Source organism: Bacillus cihuensis (assembly GCF_000504145.1).
Lineage (GTDB): Bacteria > Bacillota > Bacilli > Bacillales > DSM-1321 > Peribacillus > Peribacillus huizhouensis.
Map to the genome: position 1 here is coordinate 1,324,320 of NZ_KI632495.1, position 22,778 is coordinate 1,347,097.

A 22,778-nucleotide genomic window follows, 5' to 3' on the forward strand; every position below is an offset into this window, starting at 1 on the left:
AAGCCCCGCCCATTTTCAACAAAAGGGGAAACAATCCCCTTTCCGATTATCATATTACTTAATATCCATATGCTTCGACTTCAAATATTCTAGTCGCTTGGTCCCCACCTTGTGTTGGTTGTTGGACAGAAAAGCGAATATATTGAGCTTTTGTCGTTGTTATGGAATGTTCTGAGATAGCAGCTGTATTATTTGTGACATTCACGGCTTTCGTCCAATTTTCCCCATCAAGACTTACCTCAATTGTGAATGCCCTCGTATTAAAGGCGGCTGGCTCTCCGCCTGCTTCAGCATGTTTGACAACAAACTTCGATAGATTATACGCGGTACCGAGATCAACTTTTAACCAATGATTTGCACCAATGGCACACCATTTACTATTATTCGTAACGATTCCATCAATCGCGTACTTTGCTCCTTCAGATGGTGAGCATTGTCCACTAGCAGTTGCGGTTTTATTCAATGCAACGTTCGTAATGTTTTTTGCATCTTTTGAAACTGTAATAAATCCTTCTTTTGTAAGAACATCGTCTCCCTCGCTATTTTTAGCGATTAGGGTAACGGAGTACACTCCTTCTTTTTCATAAGTTACAACTGGATTATTCTCAGTACTTACTGTCGGTGTACCACCTTCAATCTGCCAGTGAACTTCCTCTGTCGCTTCCGATGAATTGTTAAAGAATTGGATTTTTTCACCTGGTGCTACAACTGTTTGATTTACGTTAAAGTCTGCCTTTGGTTGTGGGTATGCAGGCCATTTAAACTTGACCTTCACAGCTTCACCTCGAACAAAATCTGTAGTTACAGCTACAATTTCTAGGGTAGTTGATGTTTCCTTACCACTTCTTCGTAAGTTCGAAATATAGTAAGCATCGTTTGGAACTGCTCCGATGAATTCCTTTTCTTTATCAGGGAGAGTGCGATAAATTTCATAATGCTGAATATCATCTTCCACAGACTCCCATGATAATTCTAAATCCGTATATAGTCCCTCAGTGAAAGTTGGATTTTTCACCTGAGCTTTCTTTGGTGCAGCTGGGATTTCTTTACCCTGATGTTTATTTGTAACTTTAATTTCTCCAATGTTGATTTGATAATCTTCAATTGCTTTATCACTCTCGAAGAATAGAGAAATCGTTGCAATTTGTTTTCCCTTATACTTGTTTAATTTCACTGTTTCTTTCATCCATTGATTTCCGCTCTTTTTCTTAACATCAAAAAACACAAAATCATCAGGCTGATCTACAAAGCTTACACCAAGCTTCATATTAGGATTTTTCACATCAGTTTTGTAAGTTACAGAGATCTCTGTATCCTTTTCAACTAGTAGATTCGTTTTATAAAGCTTCACATGTGTCGCATTTTCTTTCGTTAAGTTTCCAGAAACCTTCAAAGAACTTCCACCGTAAAATGATGTATCCCAATCGAAGTCAACATCTAGAGGCTCTCCTTTGCTATCCTTTAACCAGCGCCATGTAGGTAAAATATCTTGTAAACTACGATTATTCCATTCTTCTTTACTTTGTATAGCACCATCTACTGCAAAGAATTTCCCACTACCTGTATTAAAATGGGTCACAAACGGAAGCTCTTGAATGGCCGTTTTTGCATCAAAATAGTGAGCCATCCCTTTCCAGTCTCCATTTTCACCAGTCTTGCGAGGATCCCCAGCTTTTCCAGTCCAGAATTCCTGTTCTTTTTGATAGAATGCTTCCATTGTTTCCGTTGTTTTAAAAGCCCAGTCTGGACGGTAAATCCCTAATGAAGTCAATGGTTTTTGTCCTTCTGGGAAAATGCCTTTCCATGGAATGTTTGTGTTCGTTCCATTTGCCTCGACATCAATGCCAGTATATAGTTCATATGGACTTCTACCAATTTCTAGTGCCTTATCATGAGAAGTTTGTTGATTCGTCCACCAGAAATTTAAAAACATACTGTCGGAAATTTTGTCATTACCATCTTGTAAAAACATTTTATTACGATCTGTTAAGTGATTTTGCCAACTAATTGCTCCGTCTTCTACCATGGAGTCATACCACATAATGTGCATATCTGCTTGCTTATTGTCTTGAAGATATTTTAAAAACTCTTTCGTTTTTTGAGCAGTTTCCTTATTTCCACCTGCTGTTTCTTGGTTGATAAACCAGCCGTCAAATCCGTAATATTCAGCAACCTCTAACAGTTTGTCAGCAGCAGGAAATGATCCATCCTCACGCTGTACAAGCATTTGGTCTACCCATTGCGCTTGTCCCCCGTAATGGGTTGGAGGAAAGAAAATATTCCCTAAGATTGGAACGCCATTTTTATGAGAAGCATCAATTACATCAGCACTTGGAGGAGTAATAATTCCTTCTCCAGCAGAACCCGCCCAATACACCATTAAATCAACATACTGCCAGTAGCTAAAAGTATTGGCAAAAAATTTATTTCCACCTTGAGATGGAACCCCACTCGTGTTGGGATTTAATGCCGATAATGCAACCAATTTAGCTTCTGACTGTGACGTTTCATTTACACTGGAAACAACTTCTCTATCAGCTAATGGAACAGTACTTTTGTTATATACAGCGTCAGGATCATTTTCTGGACTCCATTTTAATAATGTTTCAGGATACCAATAAGATGATTCCGGCTGTTTTGCAAAACCTGTAATCGGAAGTACACAAACTATAAGCAAACTTAAGAACGCAGTGATAAGACCATATCTAATTTTCAACAAATTTCCACTCCTGTTATTAAGATAATTTTCTCCAACCTCTGTAACAACCAAGATGCGGTAATGTTTCTTAACTTAAATGCTGTTTTCTTGTAGCTTCTTATAGAGAGGACTACCTTTAACTGCAAAACCACATAAACTTAATACAAATTCACTAAACATCGAATTTGCCCATGAGAACCACTCTCTCGTAAATTCTTCTGGTTGATCTGCATTAAAGCCCTCATGCATAAATCCAGTTCCACCATCTGACTGCTTCATCATCTCCAAAATTCTCTTTTTATCAGAAGCATCTGTAGATGTCATCCCCTCAATTGCTAATGCAATATGCCAAATATAATGATCCGGTGTATGGGGACTTCCAATTCCATTGGCCACTTTTCCTTCATAAAAGTATGGATTATCCCTACTTAATAAAAAGCTACGAGTATTTTGATAGGTTTTATCATCAAATTGGCACCAGCCAAGATATGGAGCTGCTAGTAAACTAGGAACGTTCGCATCATCCATAAGATTACATCTACCCATTCCATCTGTTTCATAGACATATAGATCTCCATAAATCGGATGATCTAACACGGCAAATTTTTCTATTCCTTCTTTTATCTCAGAAGCTAGTTGCTCACATTGCTTTGCAAGACCTTCGTCTTTTAAAACTTCTTTACAAATCTCTGACGCATAACCTAGTACTACTACCGCAAACATATTTGCAGGTACTAAATAACCATATAGACAAGCATCATCACTTGGTCTAAATCCACTCCAAGTCATTCCTGTTCTCGCAGTTTTAGATCCTTTTCCATCTCTGTTCAGAGTATCTGATTGTCTTACATCCATTCTTTCAAAGCTATATGATGATTCATCCTCATGATTTTGTTCTACTTTCCAAACACGCAAAATCTGATTTAATGCTTTAATAAATGTGTCATCAAAGTAGGACGTTCTTCCAGTTGACTTCCATAAAAGATAAGCAAGTTGAATCGGATAGCAAAGTGAGTCAATTTCATATTTACGTTCCCATGTCATTGGGGACATATCCGTTTTATCCTCTTGATGGCCTTTTCCATTAGCTATTTCATTGAAAGCATTTGCATATGGGTCATGAACGATATAGTTCATTTGACGGCGGACAACACCTTCAATTAGTTTCGCCATTTCTTCATCCTCTTCAGCAGCAAGTAGATATGGACGTACTTGGGCAGCAGAATCTCTTAACCACATCGCAGGAATATCACCTGTAATAACAAATGTTGTTCCATCTTCTTGTGGCTTTAATGTTGTTTCATACGTATTCACAAAGCATTGTTCAAACATTTCCTGAAGCTTTTTATCTTCAGGAAAATGCTCCTTAACCTTATCAATTAATTGTGTTAGTGATTGTGGGATTGTTGTCTCAGTAATCATTCCTTCACTCCTTCACTTGCCAACCAAGGCTAATAATTTCAAATGGTTTTACTTTTTCTTGAACTTGTGTATTTTCATATTGTTCTTTCACACTCTCAACAATTGTGCTCTTATAGCTATTTGTACCTTGCATCGGTTGAGCAATAACCATTGTTTCTTTTTCAGATGGGTTAAACCATCGAGCAATTACATCATCTCTTTCCTCGGCTAACTTGATAGAAGAGATTGCTAACGATTTACCTTCCCAACTAAAAAATGTCTTTTCAGTTGGTAGTAACCCTTCATGTACATCTGTTTGCACAACAATCACAGGCACTTGGAAGTCATAGGCCTCTTTGAATGCCTCTGAATCAACCACCGTACCTTTATGAGGGATAACCATCCACTCCGCTTGGTACGTTCCGATACATTGAGCCTCTGGTGTCGGAAATAGACCCCAATCGCCTAACTCAGATGTTGAACGCAGAATCGTAACGGCTATAGTTTGTTGTTCCTCAAGGATTTCATACTCATGTAATCCTTTGTTCGCAATTGTCATCCCATGCTCTCCGTCTGTTACACTTACAAAAGCCTGTTGATGATGATCAAAGCTGGGATTCTCCCACTCTCTTTCAGGTGTATTAGGACGTTTTACTACTTCAAATATACTATCTGCATAATGTTCATTCGTAGCTAGATTAGTAGGGAAAAGCACACGTAAACGATGATCCTTTGCTTGGTTTTCAATTGTAACCTTAATGGATGGTCCCTTTGCCTTTTGATCTAATTGAATATTTGTAGTTAAACGAATGGTTACATTTTCTGAAGATCGTCCTGAAAGTCTGTCCTTATGCCAAACTAATCGTTCTTTTTCTCGTTGAAACTGTTCATCGGCCTCTTTTGGAATCTCCCACTCATGAACAAGTTCTATAACGGAACGTAATGAATGATCTTCAACTACTCTTATCTGTGCTTTCAAATCTTTCGTAGTAAGAGGAACTTCACCATTTGGTTTCCTAAACATATATTCGTTACCAATGTCCCCGCTATTTTCATAGATTCCTAGATTTTCGAATACTTTCCCAGTCTCTTTGTCAGTCAACGTAAACGAGCCATTATCATGAATAAATAAATGGACATATTCATTCTCCAATTCACGATCACTTCGCTTAATCGATGGCTGTTCATGCAACTTCGTTTCCTCGGCTGGCTTGATGTAAAACGTGTTATATCCATAGCCTGGGAGAGATTTAGCTAAGAAAGTTAGTTTGAGAATTCTTGCATAATAAGGACGTCTGAAACCATCAGCTGGTAATTCGTATCCAAAACGGATACCAAGAACTTCCATTTTGTAAACATGCTCTGTGCCACTTTTGTCTACCAAATTGATACTAGGTAAATCCTTCGAACGAAGAAAATCTGGAATGTCTGAAAAATACATATCCGAGAAAAAGATTTTTTCTAGTTCAATTTCCTTTACGACTACCACATCTCGTGTATTTCCTGATGTGTTAAAAATTACAAGTGGAATCATATCATCGTCAACACCACTTTGTTTCGTAGAAATATGAGATACAATTTCATTAGCCTTTTCCTCGATAATCGTTGAAGCAGTCTGCTCGACCTTCTCAAAACGAGTTACCATTTCTCGATGTACTTCATCAACACTACATCCGCAAATACTGTCATGTGGATGATTTTCCATCAAAGTTTTCCATGCATATCGTAAATAATCACGTGGATATTCTTTACCCAGAAAATATGAAAACACTGATAACGGCTCAGCCACTTTTTCTAAAAGTGTTTGGCACAGTTGATTCATCTGCTTTAAATAAATGCGGGCAGAGGCTGTATTTACAAGAGTTGACCATCCATCTGTACGTTGATTTCGCAGTTCCCCTGAAATCGTCTGGAGTTGTTCTGGTAATGAATGCTGAAGTACTTCCATATAATCATCAAAATTAGAGTGAATAAACGTGATATCTGGAAAAAGTTCTTCAGCAACCTTGATCGCTTCACCTAGATCTACTTGAACAGGCTGATGATCACAACCATTCATGAAAAGAAGATTTGGTGTTGAAGAATATTTCTTAGCATCAGCTAGTTTTGTTTCCCAATACTTTTTCGCACTCTCACGATCTACAGGTACTTCATTGCCGTTTGAATACCAATTCGCAAATAATACACCAAGCACCGCCGAGCCATCTGGTGACTCCCACTTAAGTTCTGAATATGGCGATTCAAATGTTTTCGCATCGCTTACCATATTATTAAATCCGGTTGGTTTTACACCTCTCCCAAACGCAGCCGTTTTAATATCAGCTTGTTGAAGTAATTGAGGAGCTTGCCCGTAAATGCCAAATGTATCCGGGAAGTACCCTATCTTTGACACAGCACCGTATTCCTTTGTATCTTGTATTCCGTACAACATATTTCTGACATTCGCTTCCGAGCTTGTTAAAAATGCGTCCTGTAACACATACCAAGGACCAATATGAAGTTTCTTTTCTTGAATGAGCTTCTTAATTACTTCTTTTTTATCAGGACGAATTTTGAAGTAATCTTCTAAAATAATCGTTTGTCCATCCAAGTGAAAACTCTGAAAATCTACTCCTTTTTCAAACAATTGGATAAGTGTATCTAGCAATTTCACTAAGTAGTACCGATGCTTTTCAAACGGCATATACCATTCCCGATCCCAATGAGAGTGAGAAATAATATGCGCAGTAGTCTTAGTTTCCATTTTGTTTCCCTCCTATATCTCAATCCTTCGACAGGATAGTAGCCGCAGCTCCTTTTACTCCTGCTAATGCACCGTGACTGGCTTTTTCTATCTTTAGTAATTGACTATGTTGGTCTAAAAGGTAATTTGGTAGTTTTTCACTAACCATTTTATAAAATACTGGCTGTCCGATGATAACACCACCACCTAATATGAGTAGCTCAGGATTCAGTGCTTGTATTGCTTGGCTGAGCCCCATAGCTAAATGAGTAGTGGCCTCCTCAATAACCGATTGGGCAATATGGTCATTTTCATGGAATTGAGCAAAGAGATCTTTACTGTTCCAATTAGGATCTACTGGCTTTCCTTCTGCTGCCATTCTATCTTTCCAAATACGGCTCAAAGCAGTTCCAGATGCAAGTGTCTCCAAACATCCTTGTTTGCCACAACCACAGACAAGACCTTCCGGCCGAATTACACTATGCCCAATTTCACCAGCACCAGATAGGGCACCTTCATATAACGATTCATTTATAATGATTCCCCCACCAATTCCAGTACTAACTGTTACATAGAGGACATGTTTATATGTATCTCTATACGTAAAAAAGTACTCTCCAAAAGCGGCTGCATCGGCATCATTCAAAATTCTTACCGGCAATCGGAAAACGCTATCAATTTTATGTACTATTGGATAACTATGCCACGATTTTAGATTGGGTGGATTTAGTACGATTCCTTGTTTCGAGTCTAGCGGCCCCGGAGCTCCTATACCTATTCCTCTAATGGTTGGGAATTGTTGCATGAATTCTTTCACACACGAAATAATCAAGTCTGTTGCGTAATCTGGACCATTTTCAACCTCGGTAGGAAATTCATGTGTTGTTAGGACGTTTCCATCCTCTTGTACAACGCCAATCGCTATTTTTGTTCCTCCAATATCAATGCCAATAGCAGTTTTCATGTACAATCTCCTTCTTCCAATTTTTCTCCCCATTAACGATATGTTTCAGCAAGTTAATAGTCAACAATCCTGGGGATAGTGATAAGCTTTTTCCATATAATCTAAATTTTATCCATAATTTCTAGGTTGGATTTTTTAGATTATGACTTGTTGAAAGTGGAGAGCGAAAATGAGCCGAGCGGATCCATGCAATGCAATTTCGAATAATCGAACGTATATCATGAATACAGTGAGTAATGGAGAATCGAGTGAACTAGTGGTATGGAAGCCCTCTTTACGGGATTTTTGGACGCTAAAAATAGATTATATTTCTAACTTTTGTGAGAGGAATAATACTCGTTAATCTTGATGAGCAAAAATTAGGTATGAGTAAAAGTTCGATAACGATAGCCTTTTTTAGGAAAGTCATTAGCCTAGTAGTCAAATAGAAGGAATATGTTATCAATCGAGGAAATATTCTACAAGTTTCTTTAGGTAGCTAAGGTTACTACCTTCAGGTTATAAAACGTATCTTCGAAGTTTGCGATATAGCGATTTTTCGACAAGAATAGACGAATCGACAAATACTTTGAACGAAATTTTTATAGGTATGTTCTAATAAAGATCGTAAAATCCAGATACGATTGGATGTCCCTATTATTTGGCTTTTATATATCCCAAAGCGGGCTCTCACCACCTAGTTGATAAATAAATCTGGCACAAAAAAAGTCGGTTCAAATGTTTCTTGAACCGACTTTAATGATTAATAAATAGTTGTATTTTGCGGTGTCGTAGTTTCAATAATTTCCTTCACCCGTGCAAGGAACTTGCCACAAACGAGACCATCGAGTATACGGTGATCCAATGATAAGCAAAGGTTTACCATATCTCGAACGGCAATCATCCCATCAATAATAACAGGTCGTTTAACAATTGACTCAACTTGAAGAATCGCTGCTTGCGGGTGGTTAATAATACCCATTGATTGAATCGAGCCAAATGAGCCAGTATTATTGACTGTGAACGTACCATCTTGCATTTCATCTGATTTTATCTTACCTGTTCTAACTTTTTGAGCAAGCTCTGCGATTTCCCGGGCAATGCCTTTGATTGTTTTTTCATCAGCATGTTTAATTACAGGCACGAATAAAGCTGTATCTGTCGCAACAGCGATCGAGATATTAATATCCTTTTTCTGAATAATCTTATCTCCTGCCCACATCGAGTTGATTTCCGGGAATTCCTTCAAACCTTGTGCTACCGCTTTTACAAAGAATGCAAAGTACGTTAAGTTATAACCTTCTGTTTGCTTAAACTCTTGCTTAATTGATTCACGATAACGAACGAGGTTTGTTGCGTCGACTTCTACCATCATCCAAGCATGCGGTGCCTCGTGCTTACTTTTTTGCATATTTGCCGCTATAGCTTTTCTGACACCTGTTACAGGAATTTCAATGTCTCCTACAGCCGATTGAATTGCTTTTGCTTGCATAGTGTTTAGCTGCTCTTGCTTTGAATCTGGTACAGGATCTAGCACTTGATTTGAAGCTGGCTTTCTTGCATCTGCTTTAGGAATATTACCTGATTCAATCAGCTTTAATAGGTCTTTCCTTGTGATGCGGCCTTCTTTTCCAGTTCCTTTAACTTGCTCCAAATCAATGTCATTTTCCTGTGATATTTTTAAAACAGCTGGAGAATATCTGGCTTTTGAAATAGTTACATCAGCAGCAGCTACTTGTGATGTGCCTATATTTTTATCTACACTTTGAATTGGTTCATTTTCTTGTGCTTTGTCTGGTTCGCAGCCTTCAACTTCAATTAAACATATCACTTCGCCAACTGCTAATGTTTCATCTTCAGCAGCCTTTAATTCTTTAATCACACCTGTAAAAGAAGATGGGATTTCCGCATTCACTTTGTCTGTTATCACTTCGGCAATAGCCTCATATTTACTTACAGTATCTCCTGGCTTAACTAGCCATTTACTGATCGTTCCCTCTGTCACACTTTCACCAAGCTGAGGCATTTTCATTTGCTCAATTGTCATAGTCCTTACCTCCTTACCGATGTCCTTTAATATTCAGCCAGCTCTCTCATCGCTTTTTCTACTTTATCCGGATTGACCATAAAATATTTTTCCATCGTTGGAGCATATGGCATAGCTGGAACATCTGGACCTGCGAGTCGCATTATCGGTGCATCAAGGTCAAATAAACAGTTTTCTGCAATGATCGCACTCACCTCGCTAATGATACTGCCTTCTTTTGTATCCTCTGTAATAAGCAGTACTTTTCCTGTTTTCGCAGCTGCTTCTATTATTGCTTCTTTATCTAATGGATAAACTGTTCGCAAGTCTAGTACATGGACTGATATGCCATCACTTGCTAATTTTTCAGCAGCTTGAAGCGCAAAATGAACGCAAAGCCCGTATGTAATAACTGTGATATCTTCACCTTGCCGCTTCACATCCGCTTTTCCAATTGGTAATACATAGTCATCATTAGGGACTTCACCTTTGATAAGGCGGTAGGCACGTTTATGTTCAAAGAAAAGTACTGGGTCATTATCCCTAATTGCTGCTTTTAATAATCCTTTCACATCATACGGTGTAGAAGGCATGACAATTTTTAACCCAGGCTGATTGGCAAAAATGGCCTCAACGGATTGTGAGTGATACAATGCTCCGTGAACGCCTCCGCCATAAGGGGCACGGATTACGATGGGACAATCCCAATCATTATTAGAACGATAGCGAATTTTAGCCGCTTCAGAAATGATTTGATTGACAGCGGGCATAATGAAATCAGCAAATTGCATTTCCGCAATCGGTCGCATTCCGTACATGGCCGCACCAATTCCGACACCTGCTATAGCCGATTCAGCAAGTGGGGTATCGATCACTCGTTCTTCACCAAATTGTTCATATAAACCATTCGTAGCTTTAAAAACGCCACCTTTTTTCCCTACATCTTCTCCGAGGACGAATACGCGTGAATCACGCTCCATCTCTTCACGTATTGCTGTTGTTACAGCATCAATATATGATATTACCGGCATCTTGTTTCCCCCTTACCTTACTTTTCGTATACGTATTCTAGTAAACTTTCTGCTTTTGCATATGGTGCATTTTCGGCATAATCGGTTGCTTCATTGACCGTTTTCATTATGTCATCATTCATTTGCTTCTCAAGATCGTCATTCAATATGCCGTTTTCCTTTAGATAGGCACCAAATGTAATGATTGCATCTTTCGTTTTTGCTTGTGCTACTTCATCGGAAGTACGGTAACTCATATCATCATCATCACTTGAATGCGGAGTTAACCGATATGAAACCGTCTCAACAAGGGTAGGCCCTTCCCCTCTTCGACCGCGATCGGCTGCTTCTTTAACAGCACGATATACTGCTAATGGATCATTTCCATCAACGGTAACCCCTGGCATTCCATAGCCAATAGCACGATCTGAGACATTTTCGCAAGCGAGTTGCTTTTCAATCGGCACAGAAATGGCATATTTGTTATTTTCACACATGAAAATTACAGGAAGTTTATGTACACCTGCGAAGTTTGCTCCTTCATGGAAATCCCCTTGATTGGAAGAACCTTCACCAAAAGTTGTAAACGTAACGAAGTCCTTACCTTCCATCCTGCCAGCTAAGGCAATTCCAACAGCATGTGGAACTTGGGTCGTAACAGGTGATGATCCTGTTACAATTCTATTTTTCTTTTGTCCGAAATGCCCTGGCATTTGTCTGCCCCCTGAATTTGGATCTTCTGCCTTAGCAAAGCCTGATAACATCAATTCTTTTGCAGTCATTCCAAAAGTAAGGACAACGCCAACATCTCTGTAATAGGGCAATATATAATCTTTTTCACGATCGAGAGCAAACGCTGCACCAACTTGGGCCGCTTCTTGCCCTTGACACGATACAACAAATGGAATTTTTCCAGAACGGTTTAATAACCACATTCGCTCATCAATACGCCGTGATAATAACATAACCTTATACATTTCAAGTACTTTTTCATCACTAAGACCTAACTCTTTATGACGATTTTCAACCATAATTTTACCTCCTCATTAGAAAAACCGTCACCTGTTCTTGGCTACCCAAAGATATTATTCTCACTTTAACTTATTAGCCAAAGACACGCATTTTGTCTTACGGATCTTCACTGATTTGCGAAAGGGTGACTTTAATCGAACATCTACTAAGGTCCTTCACATCCTGTGATAGTCCGAGCGTGCCAGGTGATTAGTTAGACACTTAAATTATTTACTCGCAGTTTCATTACCACTATTATTGATTAACCAATAAGCAGGCAGCAGACAGCGATCTGTTTGGGTGTGATTTTTTTCTCTCCATTAATTAATTCACTTATAACTAGATGTAGGCTACTTATTATAGATGAAGGGCTATGCCATCTACCGCTAAAGCTGCTTCGCCAATTGCCTCTGATAAAGTTGGATGTGGATGAATTGTTTTCGCGACTTCCCAAGGTGTCGCATCAAGAACTCGAGCTAACCCAGCTTCAGAGATCATATCGGTTACATGGGGACCAATCATATGCACGCCAAGAATATCATTCGTAGCTTTATCTGCAATAATTTTGACAAATCCATCAGATTCGCCATATACAAGCGCTTTGCCAATTGCTTTAAAAGGAAACTTGCCTATTTTAACTTCAAATCCTTTTTCCTTTGCCAAGGCTTCTGTATAGCCAACACTAGCAGCTTCTGGACTTGAATAGATACATTTGGATACAAGGGAATAGTCAATCGACGCTGGATTTTCCCCCTTGATATGCTCTACAGCTGTTATACCTTCATGACTAGCTGCATGGGCAAGCTGTAGGCCACCGATACAATCACCAATCGCATAAATATGTGATTCCTTTGTTTGATAATATGAATTCGTTGTGATGAATCCTTTTTCCACATTAATATCTGTATTCTCAATCCCAATCCCTTCAACATTTCCAGCTCTACCTACAGATACTAGGATTTTTTCAGCTGAAAATTCCGTAGTCTCACCATTGATTTCTGCAGAAATGGATGCTGTCTCTGATCTTGTTAATGTTTCTGGTAACACTTTTGCTCCTGTAACAATTTTTATACCTTTCTTCTTTAACAGGCGCTTCATTTCATTAGAAACATCATCATCTTCAGTTGGGATAATTCGATCAGCATATTCTAATACTGTAACATCAGCGCCGAAATCACAGAGCATCGAAGCCCACTCGATGCCAATCACTCCACCACCAACAATGATGATTGATTGAGGGACTTGTTCGAGATGAAGTGCTTCATCAGAAGTAAGGACATATTGCCCATCAATTTCAAGACCTGGAAGAGTTCTAGGTCTTGAACCGGTTGCGATTATTACGTTTTTAGGAAGCAGCATCTCATTCTCAGAACCATCATTCATTTCTACAGAAATCGTTCCTGGTATAGGTGAAAAAATAGAAGGGCCAAGAATACGACCGATCCCTTCATATATATCAATTTTTCCTTGTTTCATTAAATGTTGGACACCACGATATAACTGATCGACTATTTTAGACTTTCGTTCTTGTATTTTCAGGAAGTCTAGTTTCACTTCACCTGTCATTATTCCGTATTCTTCACTTTTTTTCACTACTGTAAATACTTCAGCACTTCGTAATAATGCCTTAGAAGGGATACAGCCTTTGTGAAGGCAAGTACCGCCAAGCTTTCCTTTTTCAACTACAGCAGTTGTTAAGCCAAGCTGTGCTGCACGAATTGCTGCGACGTAACCTCCTGTACCGCCTCCTAGGATGACGAGATCATACTCTTTGGCCATAATAGTCCTCCTTCATTTCATCTATGCATATTAACCGTATTTTGGTTCTTTCCTACATACTCTTTTGCAGTTTCCCTGCCATCGAGTACTCTTAGGGCACCTTCTGCTAACGCTTGTAATTCATTTTCTCCTGGATGAACAGATACATCTGCAATCCAGCCAACTTTCTTGGAAATGCTGTTAACAAAACGTCTCCCATAGGCAAGACCTCCTGTTAAGACTATACAATCAACTTTTCCGTAAAGCACGGTTGCAGCTGAACCAATTTCCTTAGCGATTTGATAAGCCATGGCTTCATAGATCAGCTCTGCATGCTCATCGCCTTTATCAATCATTTCCTCAACCATTATGGCGTTATTCGTACCAAGATAACCAACAAGTCCGCTTTGTCCGACTAATTTATCCATTACTTCTTCATGGAAATAACCTCCTGAGAAACAAAGTCGTACAAGATCGCCCATTGGTACGGTCCCAGCACGTGCTGGACTAAAAGGTCCTTCTCCATCAAGACCATTGTTTACATCAATCACTTTACCATATTTATGAACGCCCACTGTGATTCCACCGCCCATATGGACAACAATGACGTTTAGTTCTTCATAGCTTTTTCCTAATTCAGTAGCCGCTTTCCTTGCTACAGCTTTTTGATTTAGTGCATGGAAAATACTTTTACGTTCAATCAATGGAGTTCCTGATATTCTCGCAATCGGTTCTAACTCATCCACAACGACCGGATCGACAATATAGGCAGGGATATTCAATCCACTAGCGATTTCATAAGCAAGGATTCCTCCTAAATTAGAGACGTGCTGACCATTATAGCCGTTCCTTAAATCTTCTAGCATCTCTTGATTTACCGTATAGGTGCCGCCTTCGATTGGTCTTAATAATCCACCTCTTCCACATACAGCATCTATTCTTGAAAGATTGATTTCTTCTTTTTCTAAAGCAGCAAGTATCATTTGTTTTCTAAAATGATCTTGCTCATTAATTGTTTTAAATTCAGCGATTTTATCCTTATCATGCGTAATGGTTCGTTCCATAACAGGAAGATTATTTTCATATACGCCAAATTTAGTCGATGTATAAGCAGGATTAATCACAAGGATTCGATATCTAGATACTTGCAAAATCATGAACCTCCTAAGAAAAACAAAAAACAACTTATTCAAGCTATTAACTAACATGAAGCGAGCAAACTGTATGGGGAGTGTTCTTTCCCCATCAGATTGCTAAGCTCATGAATAGAAGGGTTAGTCTGTCTTCGCTAGTCATCGAAACCGATTGCTCAATTTAAGAAGTATGAACTTCAGCAAACGAATCGCTGTTTATTTTCTACGATTTAATATATGTTTTTCATTTTGAAGAAATTGGCTTCTAGAATTTCTCATTCTCTCAATTCGTTCTTCTGCCATGCGATCTGCAGCAAGATAAGTCGGAATGCCATCTCGTTTAGCGATTTCAATAACTTTCTCAATTGTGTTATAGACGCCCTCTACTTTTTTCATAGCACGCTCGCGGTTATAGCCGTATAATTCATCAGCAACATTTATGACTCCGCCTGCATTGATCACGTAATCTGGTGCATAAACAATACCCATTTCGTGAATTTGATCACCATGACGAGGATCTTTCAATTGGTTATTCGCAGATCCAGCAATAACTTTTGCCTTAATTTGTGGAATCGTTTGATCATTTATCACAGCACCAAGCGCACATGGTGCATAAATATCACACTCTACACCGTATATCTCATCCGTATTAACAACACGAGCACCAAAATTCTCAACTGCACGTTGTACCGCATCTTTATTAATATCCGTTACGATCAAATTTGCGCCTTCTTCATGTAAGTATTTCAGTAAAGTATAGGCCACATTTCCAACACCTTGTACAGCGACTGTTTTCCCCTCCAATGAATCTGAGCCAAAAGCTTCCTTCGCCGCTGCTTTCATTCCTTGATAAACCCCGAATGCCGTTACTGGTGAAGGATTCCCCGAGGATCCGAATGCTGGTGAAATACCCGTTACAAAATCGGTCTCTTCGTGAATCAAGTCCATGTCAGCCACTGTTGTGCCAACATCTTCTGCCGTAATATAACGCCCATTCAATCCTTGAATATAGCGACCAAACGCTCTGAACATTTCATCGTTCTTATCTTTCTTTGGATCACCAATAATAACGGTTTTACCGCCTCCAAGATTTAAACCTGCCGCTGCATTTTTGTATGTCATACCTTTGGCAAGTCTCAGAGCATCCTCAATAGCTGCTTCTTCAGATTCATACGTCCACATTCTTGTACCACCAAGAGCAGGTCCAAGTGTAGTATCGTGGATCGCAATGATTGCTTTTAATCCCGATTGTTTATCCTGACAGAATAAAAGCTGTTCGTAGTCATATTTCTCTAGGTAAGTAAATATTTCCATGATAGTTCCTCCTAATAAACGGGGTTTTCCCAGCTGAATTTGATATATAGAAAGTGCTAACGTAATGAATTTTCCAACGGTAAGTTAAAGCAAACAAGGGTAACTTTCACCGCATCGCATACACTCCACTTGATTTCAACACAATATAGTTGCAAGAAGCATGCCAACTTCATGTGACTGTTAATATCTTATTTGGACGACGGTCATTATAAAATAATATGCAAATCATTGCATAACATGAAATTTATTGCGCGTCAATATTTTCAAGTCCATGCTTTTCCATTTTATAATAAAGATTACGGACCGAAACGCCTAACATCTTTGCAGTATTTGTTTTATTTCCTGAGTTTTTCATCAGAGCTTGTTTAATGAGCTGATGCTCATAGCGATCCATCTGTTCGCTAAGTGACTGACTCTCAGACTGGATATGTTCATTATTTAACGGGATAGCTTTCTCATAGGATTCGATAAAATCAGGAATATGATGCTCTTCGATGATTGTTTCATTTAATTTCATAAAAATAATCGTACGTCCAAGAATATTCTCTAGTTCTCTTACATTTCCAGGCCAATGATATTGTTTTAATCGTTCAATCGCACCTACACTAATATCTTCGATCGTTCGACCATATTCTTGATTGATTTTTTGAATTAAGTGGATGGCCAGTTCTTTAATATCTTCCTTCCGATTTCTTAACGGCGAGATATGAATCGGCATCCGGTTCATTCTAAAGTACAAATCTTCGCGAAAGCTACCATCAGATATTGCTTTTTCCAAATTAATATTTGTCGCTGCAATCACACGGACATTTATCGGAATAGGTGTTGTGCCTCCTACCCTAACAATTTCATTCTCTTGAAGCACTCGTAATAATTTCACTTGCATATGTGTTTTCAGTTCACCAATTTCATCGAGAAAAATACTGCCATTATTCGCTTCTTCAAAAAAGCCTTTTTTCCCACCGCGTTTAGCTCCAGTAAAAGCCCCGTCATCATATCCGAATAACTCGCTTTCAAGAAGTGATTCTGAAATCGCAGCACAGTTCACGCGAACGAACTTATTATACTTTCTGTCACTTGCATTATGTATCGCATGAGCAAACAATTCTTTCCCTGTTCCCGATTCACCACGAAGGAGCACGGTCGCCGGCGTTTTCGCACAAAGCTTTGCCTGTTCGATTGGTAAATTCATCTCCTCTGATTTTCCAATAATATCAGCAAAGGTATATTTCGCTTCCAGAGTTCGAATTATTTGCCTTGCTCGGGATAATTCAGCCGTTAACTGCTGAATTTCTGTGACATCATGGACGACCCCGACACTTCCTTTCAGACGTCCATCGACAATAATTGGCGCAACATTGACAATCACTTCTTTCCGCTTGGGACCCAATCTCATGTTTACGCCTCTGACAGGTCTTCTCGTTTGTAAAACGCGCATATGCACGCTATCGCCTTCATAAATATCCGCAGTTGCAGGCTTACCAATAATTTCTTCACGGCTTAATCCAGTAATTCTAGTGTAAGCCGGATTTATGATTAGCCCTCGTCCTTCCTCATCAACGACCGATATAGCATCATTACTAGACAGGATAATTGCTTCAAGCAATGTCTGTACTTCCTTAAGGTCCGTTATTTGCTCCGCTAAATCAACAGCTTCGGTAATCTCCTTAAATACTGCAAATGCCCCGATGACTTCTTTTTGTTCATCGAGCAATGGAATTCTTGTCGTAATAATCTTTAGGCCATTTTCAAGTACTTGTTCCTTATTTATCTCGGTTCGATTTGTCTGAAGTATCTTTGGGAGCCTGCTATTTTGGATTACCTCATGAATATGCTTGCCAATTACGTCATTCCTTACCTTTTCTGTCATTCGTTCGGCACTTCGGTTAAACAAAATGATATAGCCATGCTTATCAATAACGATCATCCCATCATTTGTCGTATTGAAAATGAGGTCATGCTTGTATGATTGTTTTTCAAGCTTTTCGATTCGTAATTCTTTTTCTTGAAAAAGCTCAGATAAGAGATTTGCGAATTTACTAGGAATTAACAAAAAGTTCCCCCGCCCAGCTTGCCTGATCTCTTGAAATACCTGCTCATGTCCTGTTGCTTCGATAATAATATCAATCGATTCCAGATCTACAGATGTCCAATCAGTAGCGGTTGGAATAGACAGTTTTTTTGCATAAACCATCCCTACAGCATTTACATTGATATCAACTACATAAGCCACTAAAAACAACTGACTTTCATGTAGCATTCGCAAAATTGCTGTTCCACTTGGTCCTGCCCCAACGATCATTACTCGCTGCATGAATATCCACCTCGGCTATATCTGCAATTTTCTTCACAATACTTCAATAAAAAACGCAATTTTTTTCAAATACTCTCTTATTTTAATGAATTAGTTGTCACTTGACAAATCTAATGCTTCCCTTATCATATAAAATAAGACATAAATCACAAAAGACACAAGCCTAGTTCCAAATTTCTCAATTTGAGGGGTTTTTACTTATGAAACGAGCCATTGCTTTTCTTATCCTTTTCATACCCGGCGCACTCGCCGCCTACGGAATTAAAATAATGAGAGACATGGTGTTTGGAATCTCTCAATTCCCCTTCCCAGCCCTTTGGGTTCAATTTTTAGTTGGGTTGCTTCTAACCATTGGCGGGATTGGGTTTATCGCAGGATTTGTGCTTCATCGTGACCGAAAGAAAGAAAAGGTGCAAACAAGATTTAAAGTATGAAAAAGAGGCTGTCCTAAAAAACGGGCTGACCCAACTATTAACCTACAGTTTATCGTGATTTTTACACTTCATTCAAACTGTATGCACTAGTTGTCGGTCTAATCCTTACTTTTTAGGACATCCTCTTTCTTTGTACATGTTAAGTTATTGTACTTCGATCGTACCTCGTAATTTTACTGCTCGCTCTGGAAAATCAGTAATAAATGCACTGATGCCAATTTCGAAAAGATGTCTCATTTTATCTTCTTTATTGATCGTATAAGGACGAACCGCTACACCTTCTTTCATTGAAGCTACAACGATTGCATCAGATGCCATATGAATGGAAGGGTGAATTGCTCTTGCACCAATTGAAGTAGCATATACCCACGGCATATATAAACCGTCTCGATAAAGAGGCGCTGTTTCAATGTCTGGGGCAATTCGGTATGCGTGGACAAGACTATAATGATTAAAAGAAGACAAAATGACCCGACTTTCCATTGAGTACGTCCTCACCAAAGCGATCACTTTCTCTTCAAGGCCCGGGTATGAATAAACGCTATTCTTCAACTCTATATTCAAAATCATATTCGTCCCTTGAATCCAGGCAAGCACTTCCTCTAAATTAGGGATCGCTGCGTTTGCGAACTGCTTCCGAAACTTATACCCTGCACTTAATAATTGCAGATCATTCCACGTATGATCTTTTACATTTCCTTTACCATTCGTTGTACGATCCAATAATTCATCGTGAATTACGACCACTTCACCATCTTTAGAAAGTTGTACATCTAACTCAATTCCATCAGCTCCTACTCTGTATGCCTCGTAAAAGGAAATCATTGTATTCTCAGGATGCGTTCCAGCGGCTCCCCGATGAGCAAATATTTGAGTCATGCCTATTTCCTCCCAAGTTAAATTCATTTATCATGCAAGTTAATGCTACCACTTTAGAAGGTATCTTTCATTAAAATAGTTAATGTTTTCCAATCTTAAATTCTAAAATCAGACGAATTTTTACATTACAAAATATCATTGACATCGTAAAGACAACAACCACCTCGTTGCCTTTCACATACCTGTCATAATTCCACCTTTATAAAATTTTGATATGCACCTTTAGCTAGAATCACGGCGACAAAACGGGGGGTATTCACAAAAGGAGAAGATCTTCCGCACATGAGCTACGGATGAGGCAAAAATTTTATCAGGGACCATCCATGAATCTTTTTAGACATTTTTTTGCAACCGCTTGCTTTTTTATAATAAATATTTCTCATTACTACCACCATCCACCCCAATAGAATAATGGTTCGCTTTAATTGTATAAAGTTTTTTGAGTCACCTAGTACTAATAAAAAAAGCAGCTTCGCCAATATCGGATAAGCCCGATAACTCGAAATTGCCTATTATTATCAGGATTACTTCTTAAGGGCAAGAATAATAAAATTCTAACCCTGTCAAGAAGCCTTATGTTCTAACCGTAATTTATCAGCTACCATGGCGATGAATTCTGAATTCGTTGGTTTTGCTTTGGACATGGACACTGTATAGCCAAATAAGGATGATATGGATTCGATATTTCCCCGACTCCAAGCAACCTCAATAGCGTGGCGAATTGCGCGTTCTACTCTACTTGCAGTTGTATTATATTTTTTAGCAATATCGGGATACAGTACTTTTGTAATTGACCCAAGTAACTCAATATCATTATAAACCATTGATATAGCTTCTCTTAAATACATATATCCTTTAATGTGAGCAGGAACACCAATCTCATGAATAATACTGGTGATGTTTGCATCCAGATTTCTTGGCTTTGGCTCAACAGGACGATATGCTGGTTGAGAAGACGTATTCGTAACTTGATTACTTTTTCCACCAACTTGACGAATATGACCACCTAAGTTTTCCATATCAAATGGCTTGAGGATGAAATAGGCAGCCCCAAGATCAACCGCTTTTTTCGTTACATCTTCTTGACCAAAGGCAGTTAACATAATGACATTTGGCATCGAACCGCGCTTCATTTCACGTAATTTCCCCAAGACCGCAAGACCATCTAAATGCGGCATGATAATATCTAATATAAGTATATCAGGATTGATATTTTCTAAAAGGTTTAAACAGTCTTGTCCGTTGTATGCTACACCAATCACTTCCATATCTTCCTGAGAAGAAATATACTCGTCCAATAAGGTAACCAGTTCTTTATTATCATCCACAATACATACTTTAATTTTCTTCACGCTTAAATTCCTCCTCAACTACAATTGGTCATTTTTTCTATATTTCTAAAAACATTGTAATTGAAATTTTCGACACAGGAAACTAAATTCCTTTTAATTTTATAAAATTTATACAAAATCAATATTTTTCTCATAAATTCTCTTATTTTCGACCATGTTCGCTATATAGCATCAACTTTGTCGAATATTCTTTATTTCTTCTTTTATTCTATCATAGTACATGAATAAAACGGGCGAAATATTTGACAATCTTTTAATAAATAGGAAAAGGAGCCGGTTTTAAGGCTCCTTTGTTCAACTCGCTTTCTCCTTTGCACCAGATTTTTCATATATATCAATGCCCGCCTCATTCAACATCCATTCAATATGGACCCCATATCCACTTGTTGGATCATTGACGAAAACATGGGTTACAGCACCAACTAATTTTCCATTTTGAATTATAGGGCTGCCACTCATTCCTTGAACAATCCCACCAGTCTTCTCTAACAACTTCTTATCAGTTACCTTTAAAACAATCCCTTTAATGGCTGGGAATTTCTGTGGTATCGTACTAACGATTTCAACATCGAATTCCTCTACTTTTGATCCTTCTAGTACAGTTAATATCTTTGCCGGTCCTTCTTTTACTTCATGCGATAAAGTGATTGGCAGTGGTTGATCAGCAATCCCATTACCGACTTCTTTTTTCATTTGTCCGAAAATTCCAAATGGACTATTTCTGTTAATATTACCGATCACTTCTTTATTTGACGAGAAACGAGCTAATTTTTCACCCGGATCTCCGTTGCTTCCTTTTTCAATGGATGTTACAGTTGATTGAACAATTTGTCCGTCTTTTACAACAATTGGTTTTTTCGTATCCATATCTGAAATAACATGACCGAGTGCGCCATATTTTTTTGTTTCAGGATGATAAAACGTCATTGTACCAATTCCAGCGGCTGAGTCGCGTATATAAAGACCAAGCTTGTACGTGCCTTCATTTTCATCTTTTAATGGTAAAAGTTTTGTCTCAATTATTTCTTTCTCACGTGATATCACAAGTTGAAGGGGTTCGCCTTTTTCACCTGCTTGTTGTACATAAGGGGTTACATCAGACATTTTCTTAATTGTTTGGCCATTTATTTTCGTAATAATATCACCTATCATAACATGCGCTGTTTCACCAGGTGATTTCTTACCTTGTCCTGTTTCTACTAGATGATGTCCAACCACTAATACTCCGAGCGTATTTAATTTGACACCTATAGATTGTCCTCCTGGAGTCACCTTAAAATCCTTTAATATATGAACATCCACTTTCTTGACCGGGAAGCCAGCAACATCTAAAAGTAACTCGCTCGTTCCAGGTTTATCTGCGCCAAGTGTTAACAAACCTGGTTCATCTTGAACCGTTACCCCATTTTCATTTGAATAAGTCGTCGCATGAACAGCCAAATTATTACGGATGCTATATTGTTCACCTTCGAAAAGGACGATTTTTTTAGGAATTAAAAAATACTCGCGTAATGGTTGATACAATCCTAACATTAATAGCGAAACAAGGAGAATTCCACCGATGATTCTTTTAATCCATTGTTGGTACATCTTTTTCACTCCCCTCGTTTTTGCTCCAAATCCTAAATGGCTACACCTTTAATGTAGCCCTCACAGCAAGCATTTATAACTCAGGGCAAAAATAAAAGCTATCCGTTTTTGGATAGCTTTTCAATGAAAAATAATGAGTATTTACGAATAAAGTGAAACTTCCATTAGTGGTGACCTTCCGCTAATGGTTAGT

General features: G+C 38.6%; 15 protein-coding genes. 1 reads left to right on the forward strand and 14 read right to left on the reverse strand.

The window, feature by feature from the left end:
- Positions 1-58 precede the first annotated feature (58 nt).
- The 11 genes from V179_RS0112255 to V179_RS0112305 form a co-directional block, all read right to left on the reverse strand.
- Positions 59-2,719 (reverse strand): endo-beta-N-acetylglucosaminidase, encoded by a 2,661-nt coding sequence (locus V179_RS0112255; RefSeq protein WP_028391710.1) that lies wholly within the window; start codon positions 2,717-2,719, stop codon positions 59-61.
- Between the two features lie 72 nt (positions 2,720-2,791).
- A complete protein-coding gene (locus tag V179_RS0112260) occupies positions 2,792-4,120 on the reverse strand; it encodes a glycoside hydrolase family 125 protein (RefSeq protein ID WP_028391711.1) in 1,329 nt (442 codons plus the stop codon).
- A gap of 4 nt (positions 4,121-4,124) precedes the next feature.
- Positions 4,125-6,842, reverse strand: coding sequence for an alpha-mannosidase (locus V179_RS0112265; protein WP_028391712.1), 2,718 nt, complete (start codon positions 6,840-6,842; stop codon positions 4,125-4,127).
- 19 nt (positions 6,843-6,861) lie between these two features.
- A complete protein-coding gene (locus V179_RS0112270) occupies positions 6,862-7,785 on the reverse strand; it encodes an ROK family protein (RefSeq protein WP_028391713.1) in 924 nt (307 codons plus the stop codon).
- A 742-nt stretch (positions 7,786-8,527) separates the two neighbouring features.
- On the reverse strand, positions 8,528-9,811 hold the full coding sequence (locus V179_RS0112275) for a dihydrolipoamide acetyltransferase family protein (protein WP_028391714.1): 1,284 nt from the start codon (positions 9,809-9,811) through the stop codon (positions 8,528-8,530).
- A 26-nt stretch (positions 9,812-9,837) separates the two neighbouring features.
- Positions 9,838-10,821, reverse strand: a complete 984-nt coding sequence (locus V179_RS0112280) for an alpha-ketoacid dehydrogenase subunit beta (protein WP_028391715.1) — start codon at positions 10,819-10,821, stop codon at positions 9,838-9,840.
- Positions 10,822-10,838: 17 nt separating this feature from the next.
- A complete protein-coding gene (locus V179_RS0112285; protein ID WP_028391716.1) occupies positions 10,839-11,831 on the reverse strand; it encodes a thiamine pyrophosphate-dependent dehydrogenase E1 component subunit alpha in 993 nt (330 codons plus the stop codon).
- Positions 11,832-12,168: 337 nt separating this feature from the next.
- Positions 12,169-13,590: a dihydrolipoyl dehydrogenase gene (lpdA, locus tag V179_RS0112290; RefSeq protein WP_028391717.1), complete on the reverse strand. Its 1,422-nt coding sequence runs from the start codon at positions 13,588-13,590 to the stop codon at positions 12,169-12,171.
- A gap of 17 nt (positions 13,591-13,607) precedes the next feature.
- Positions 13,608-14,726: a butyrate kinase gene (gene buk / locus V179_RS0112295; protein WP_407637234.1), complete on the reverse strand. Its 1,119-nt coding sequence runs from the start codon at positions 14,724-14,726 to the stop codon at positions 13,608-13,610.
- 192 nt (positions 14,727-14,918) lie between these two features.
- Entirely contained in the window at positions 14,919-16,016 is a 1,098-nt protein-coding gene (gene bcd / locus V179_RS0112300) for a branched-chain amino acid dehydrogenase (RefSeq protein ID WP_028391719.1), read from the reverse strand.
- A 244-nt stretch (positions 16,017-16,260) separates the two neighbouring features.
- Positions 16,261-18,330, reverse strand: coding sequence for a sigma-54-dependent Fis family transcriptional regulator (locus tag V179_RS0112305; protein WP_028391720.1), 2,070 nt, complete (start codon positions 18,328-18,330; stop codon positions 16,261-16,263).
- A 200-nt stretch (positions 18,331-18,530) separates the two neighbouring features.
- On the opposite strand from V179_RS0112305, the gene V179_RS0112310 reads away from it, so the two are divergent.
- On the forward strand, positions 18,531-18,764 hold the full coding sequence (locus V179_RS0112310) for a DUF2627 domain-containing protein (RefSeq protein ID WP_028391721.1): 234 nt from the start codon (positions 18,531-18,533) through the stop codon (positions 18,762-18,764).
- Between the two features lie 144 nt (positions 18,765-18,908).
- Here V179_RS0112310 and V179_RS0112315 read toward each other — a convergent pair whose 3' ends face one another.
- From V179_RS0112315 to spoIVB, 3 genes are all read right to left on the reverse strand, one after another.
- A complete protein-coding gene (locus tag V179_RS0112315) occupies positions 18,909-19,643 on the reverse strand; it encodes a glycerophosphodiester phosphodiesterase (RefSeq protein WP_028391722.1) in 735 nt (244 codons plus the stop codon).
- 563 nt (positions 19,644-20,206) lie between these two features.
- Positions 20,207-20,995, reverse strand: coding sequence for a sporulation transcription factor Spo0A (gene spo0A / locus V179_RS0112320; RefSeq protein WP_028391723.1), 789 nt, complete (start codon positions 20,993-20,995; stop codon positions 20,207-20,209).
- Between the two features lie 294 nt (positions 20,996-21,289).
- Positions 21,290-22,585, reverse strand: a complete 1,296-nt coding sequence (gene spoIVB / locus V179_RS0112325) for a SpoIVB peptidase (RefSeq protein WP_028391724.1) — start codon at positions 22,583-22,585, stop codon at positions 21,290-21,292.
- Positions 22,586-22,778: the final 193 nt, after the last annotated feature.

What these genes read in the sequence shown, in the direction of transcription:
- V179_RS0112260 (WP_028391711.1), bottom strand. Translation starts at nt 4,120, where the DNA reads ATGATTACTGAGACAACAATCCCACAATCACTAACACAATTAATTGAT.
- V179_RS0112265 (WP_028391712.1), bottom strand. Translation starts at nt 6,842, where the DNA reads ATGGAAACTAAGACTACTGCGCATATTATTTCTCACTCTCATTGGGAT.
- V179_RS0112270 (WP_028391713.1), bottom strand. Translation starts at nt 7,785, where the DNA reads ATGAAAACTGCTATTGGCATTGATATTGGAGGAACAAAAATAGCGATT.
- V179_RS0112275 (WP_028391714.1), bottom strand. Translation starts at nt 9,811, where the DNA reads ATGACAATTGAGCAAATGAAAATGCCTCAGCTTGGTGAAAGTGTGACA.
- V179_RS0112280 (WP_028391715.1), bottom strand. Translation starts at nt 10,821, where the DNA reads ATGCCGGTAATATCATATATTGATGCTGTAACAACAGCAATACGTGAA.
- V179_RS0112285 (WP_028391716.1), bottom strand. Translation starts at nt 11,831, where the DNA reads ATGGTTGAAAATCGTCATAAAGAGTTAGGTCTTAGTGATGAAAAAGTA.
- lpdA (WP_028391717.1), bottom strand. Translation starts at nt 13,590, where the DNA reads ATGGCCAAAGAGTATGATCTCGTCATCCTAGGAGGCGGTACAGGAGGT.
- buk (WP_407637234.1), bottom strand. Translation starts at nt 14,726, where the DNA reads ATGATTTTGCAAGTATCTAGATATCGAATCCTTGTGATTAATCCTGCT.
- bcd (WP_028391719.1), bottom strand. Translation starts at nt 16,016, where the DNA reads ATGGAAATATTTACTTACCTAGAGAAATATGACTACGAACAGCTTTTA.
- V179_RS0112305 (WP_028391720.1), bottom strand. Translation starts at nt 18,330, where the DNA reads ATGCAGCGAGTAATGATCGTTGGGGCAGGACCAAGTGGAACAGCAATT.
- V179_RS0112310 (WP_028391721.1), top strand. Translation starts at nt 18,531, where the DNA reads ATGAAACGAGCCATTGCTTTTCTTATCCTTTTCATACCCGGCGCACTC.
- V179_RS0112315 (WP_028391722.1), bottom strand. Translation starts at nt 19,643, where the DNA reads ATGACTCAAATATTTGCTCATCGGGGAGCCGCTGGAACGCATCCTGAG.
- spoIVB (WP_028391724.1), bottom strand. Translation starts at nt 22,585, where the DNA reads ATGTACCAACAATGGATTAAAAGAATCATCGGTGGAATTCTCCTTGTT.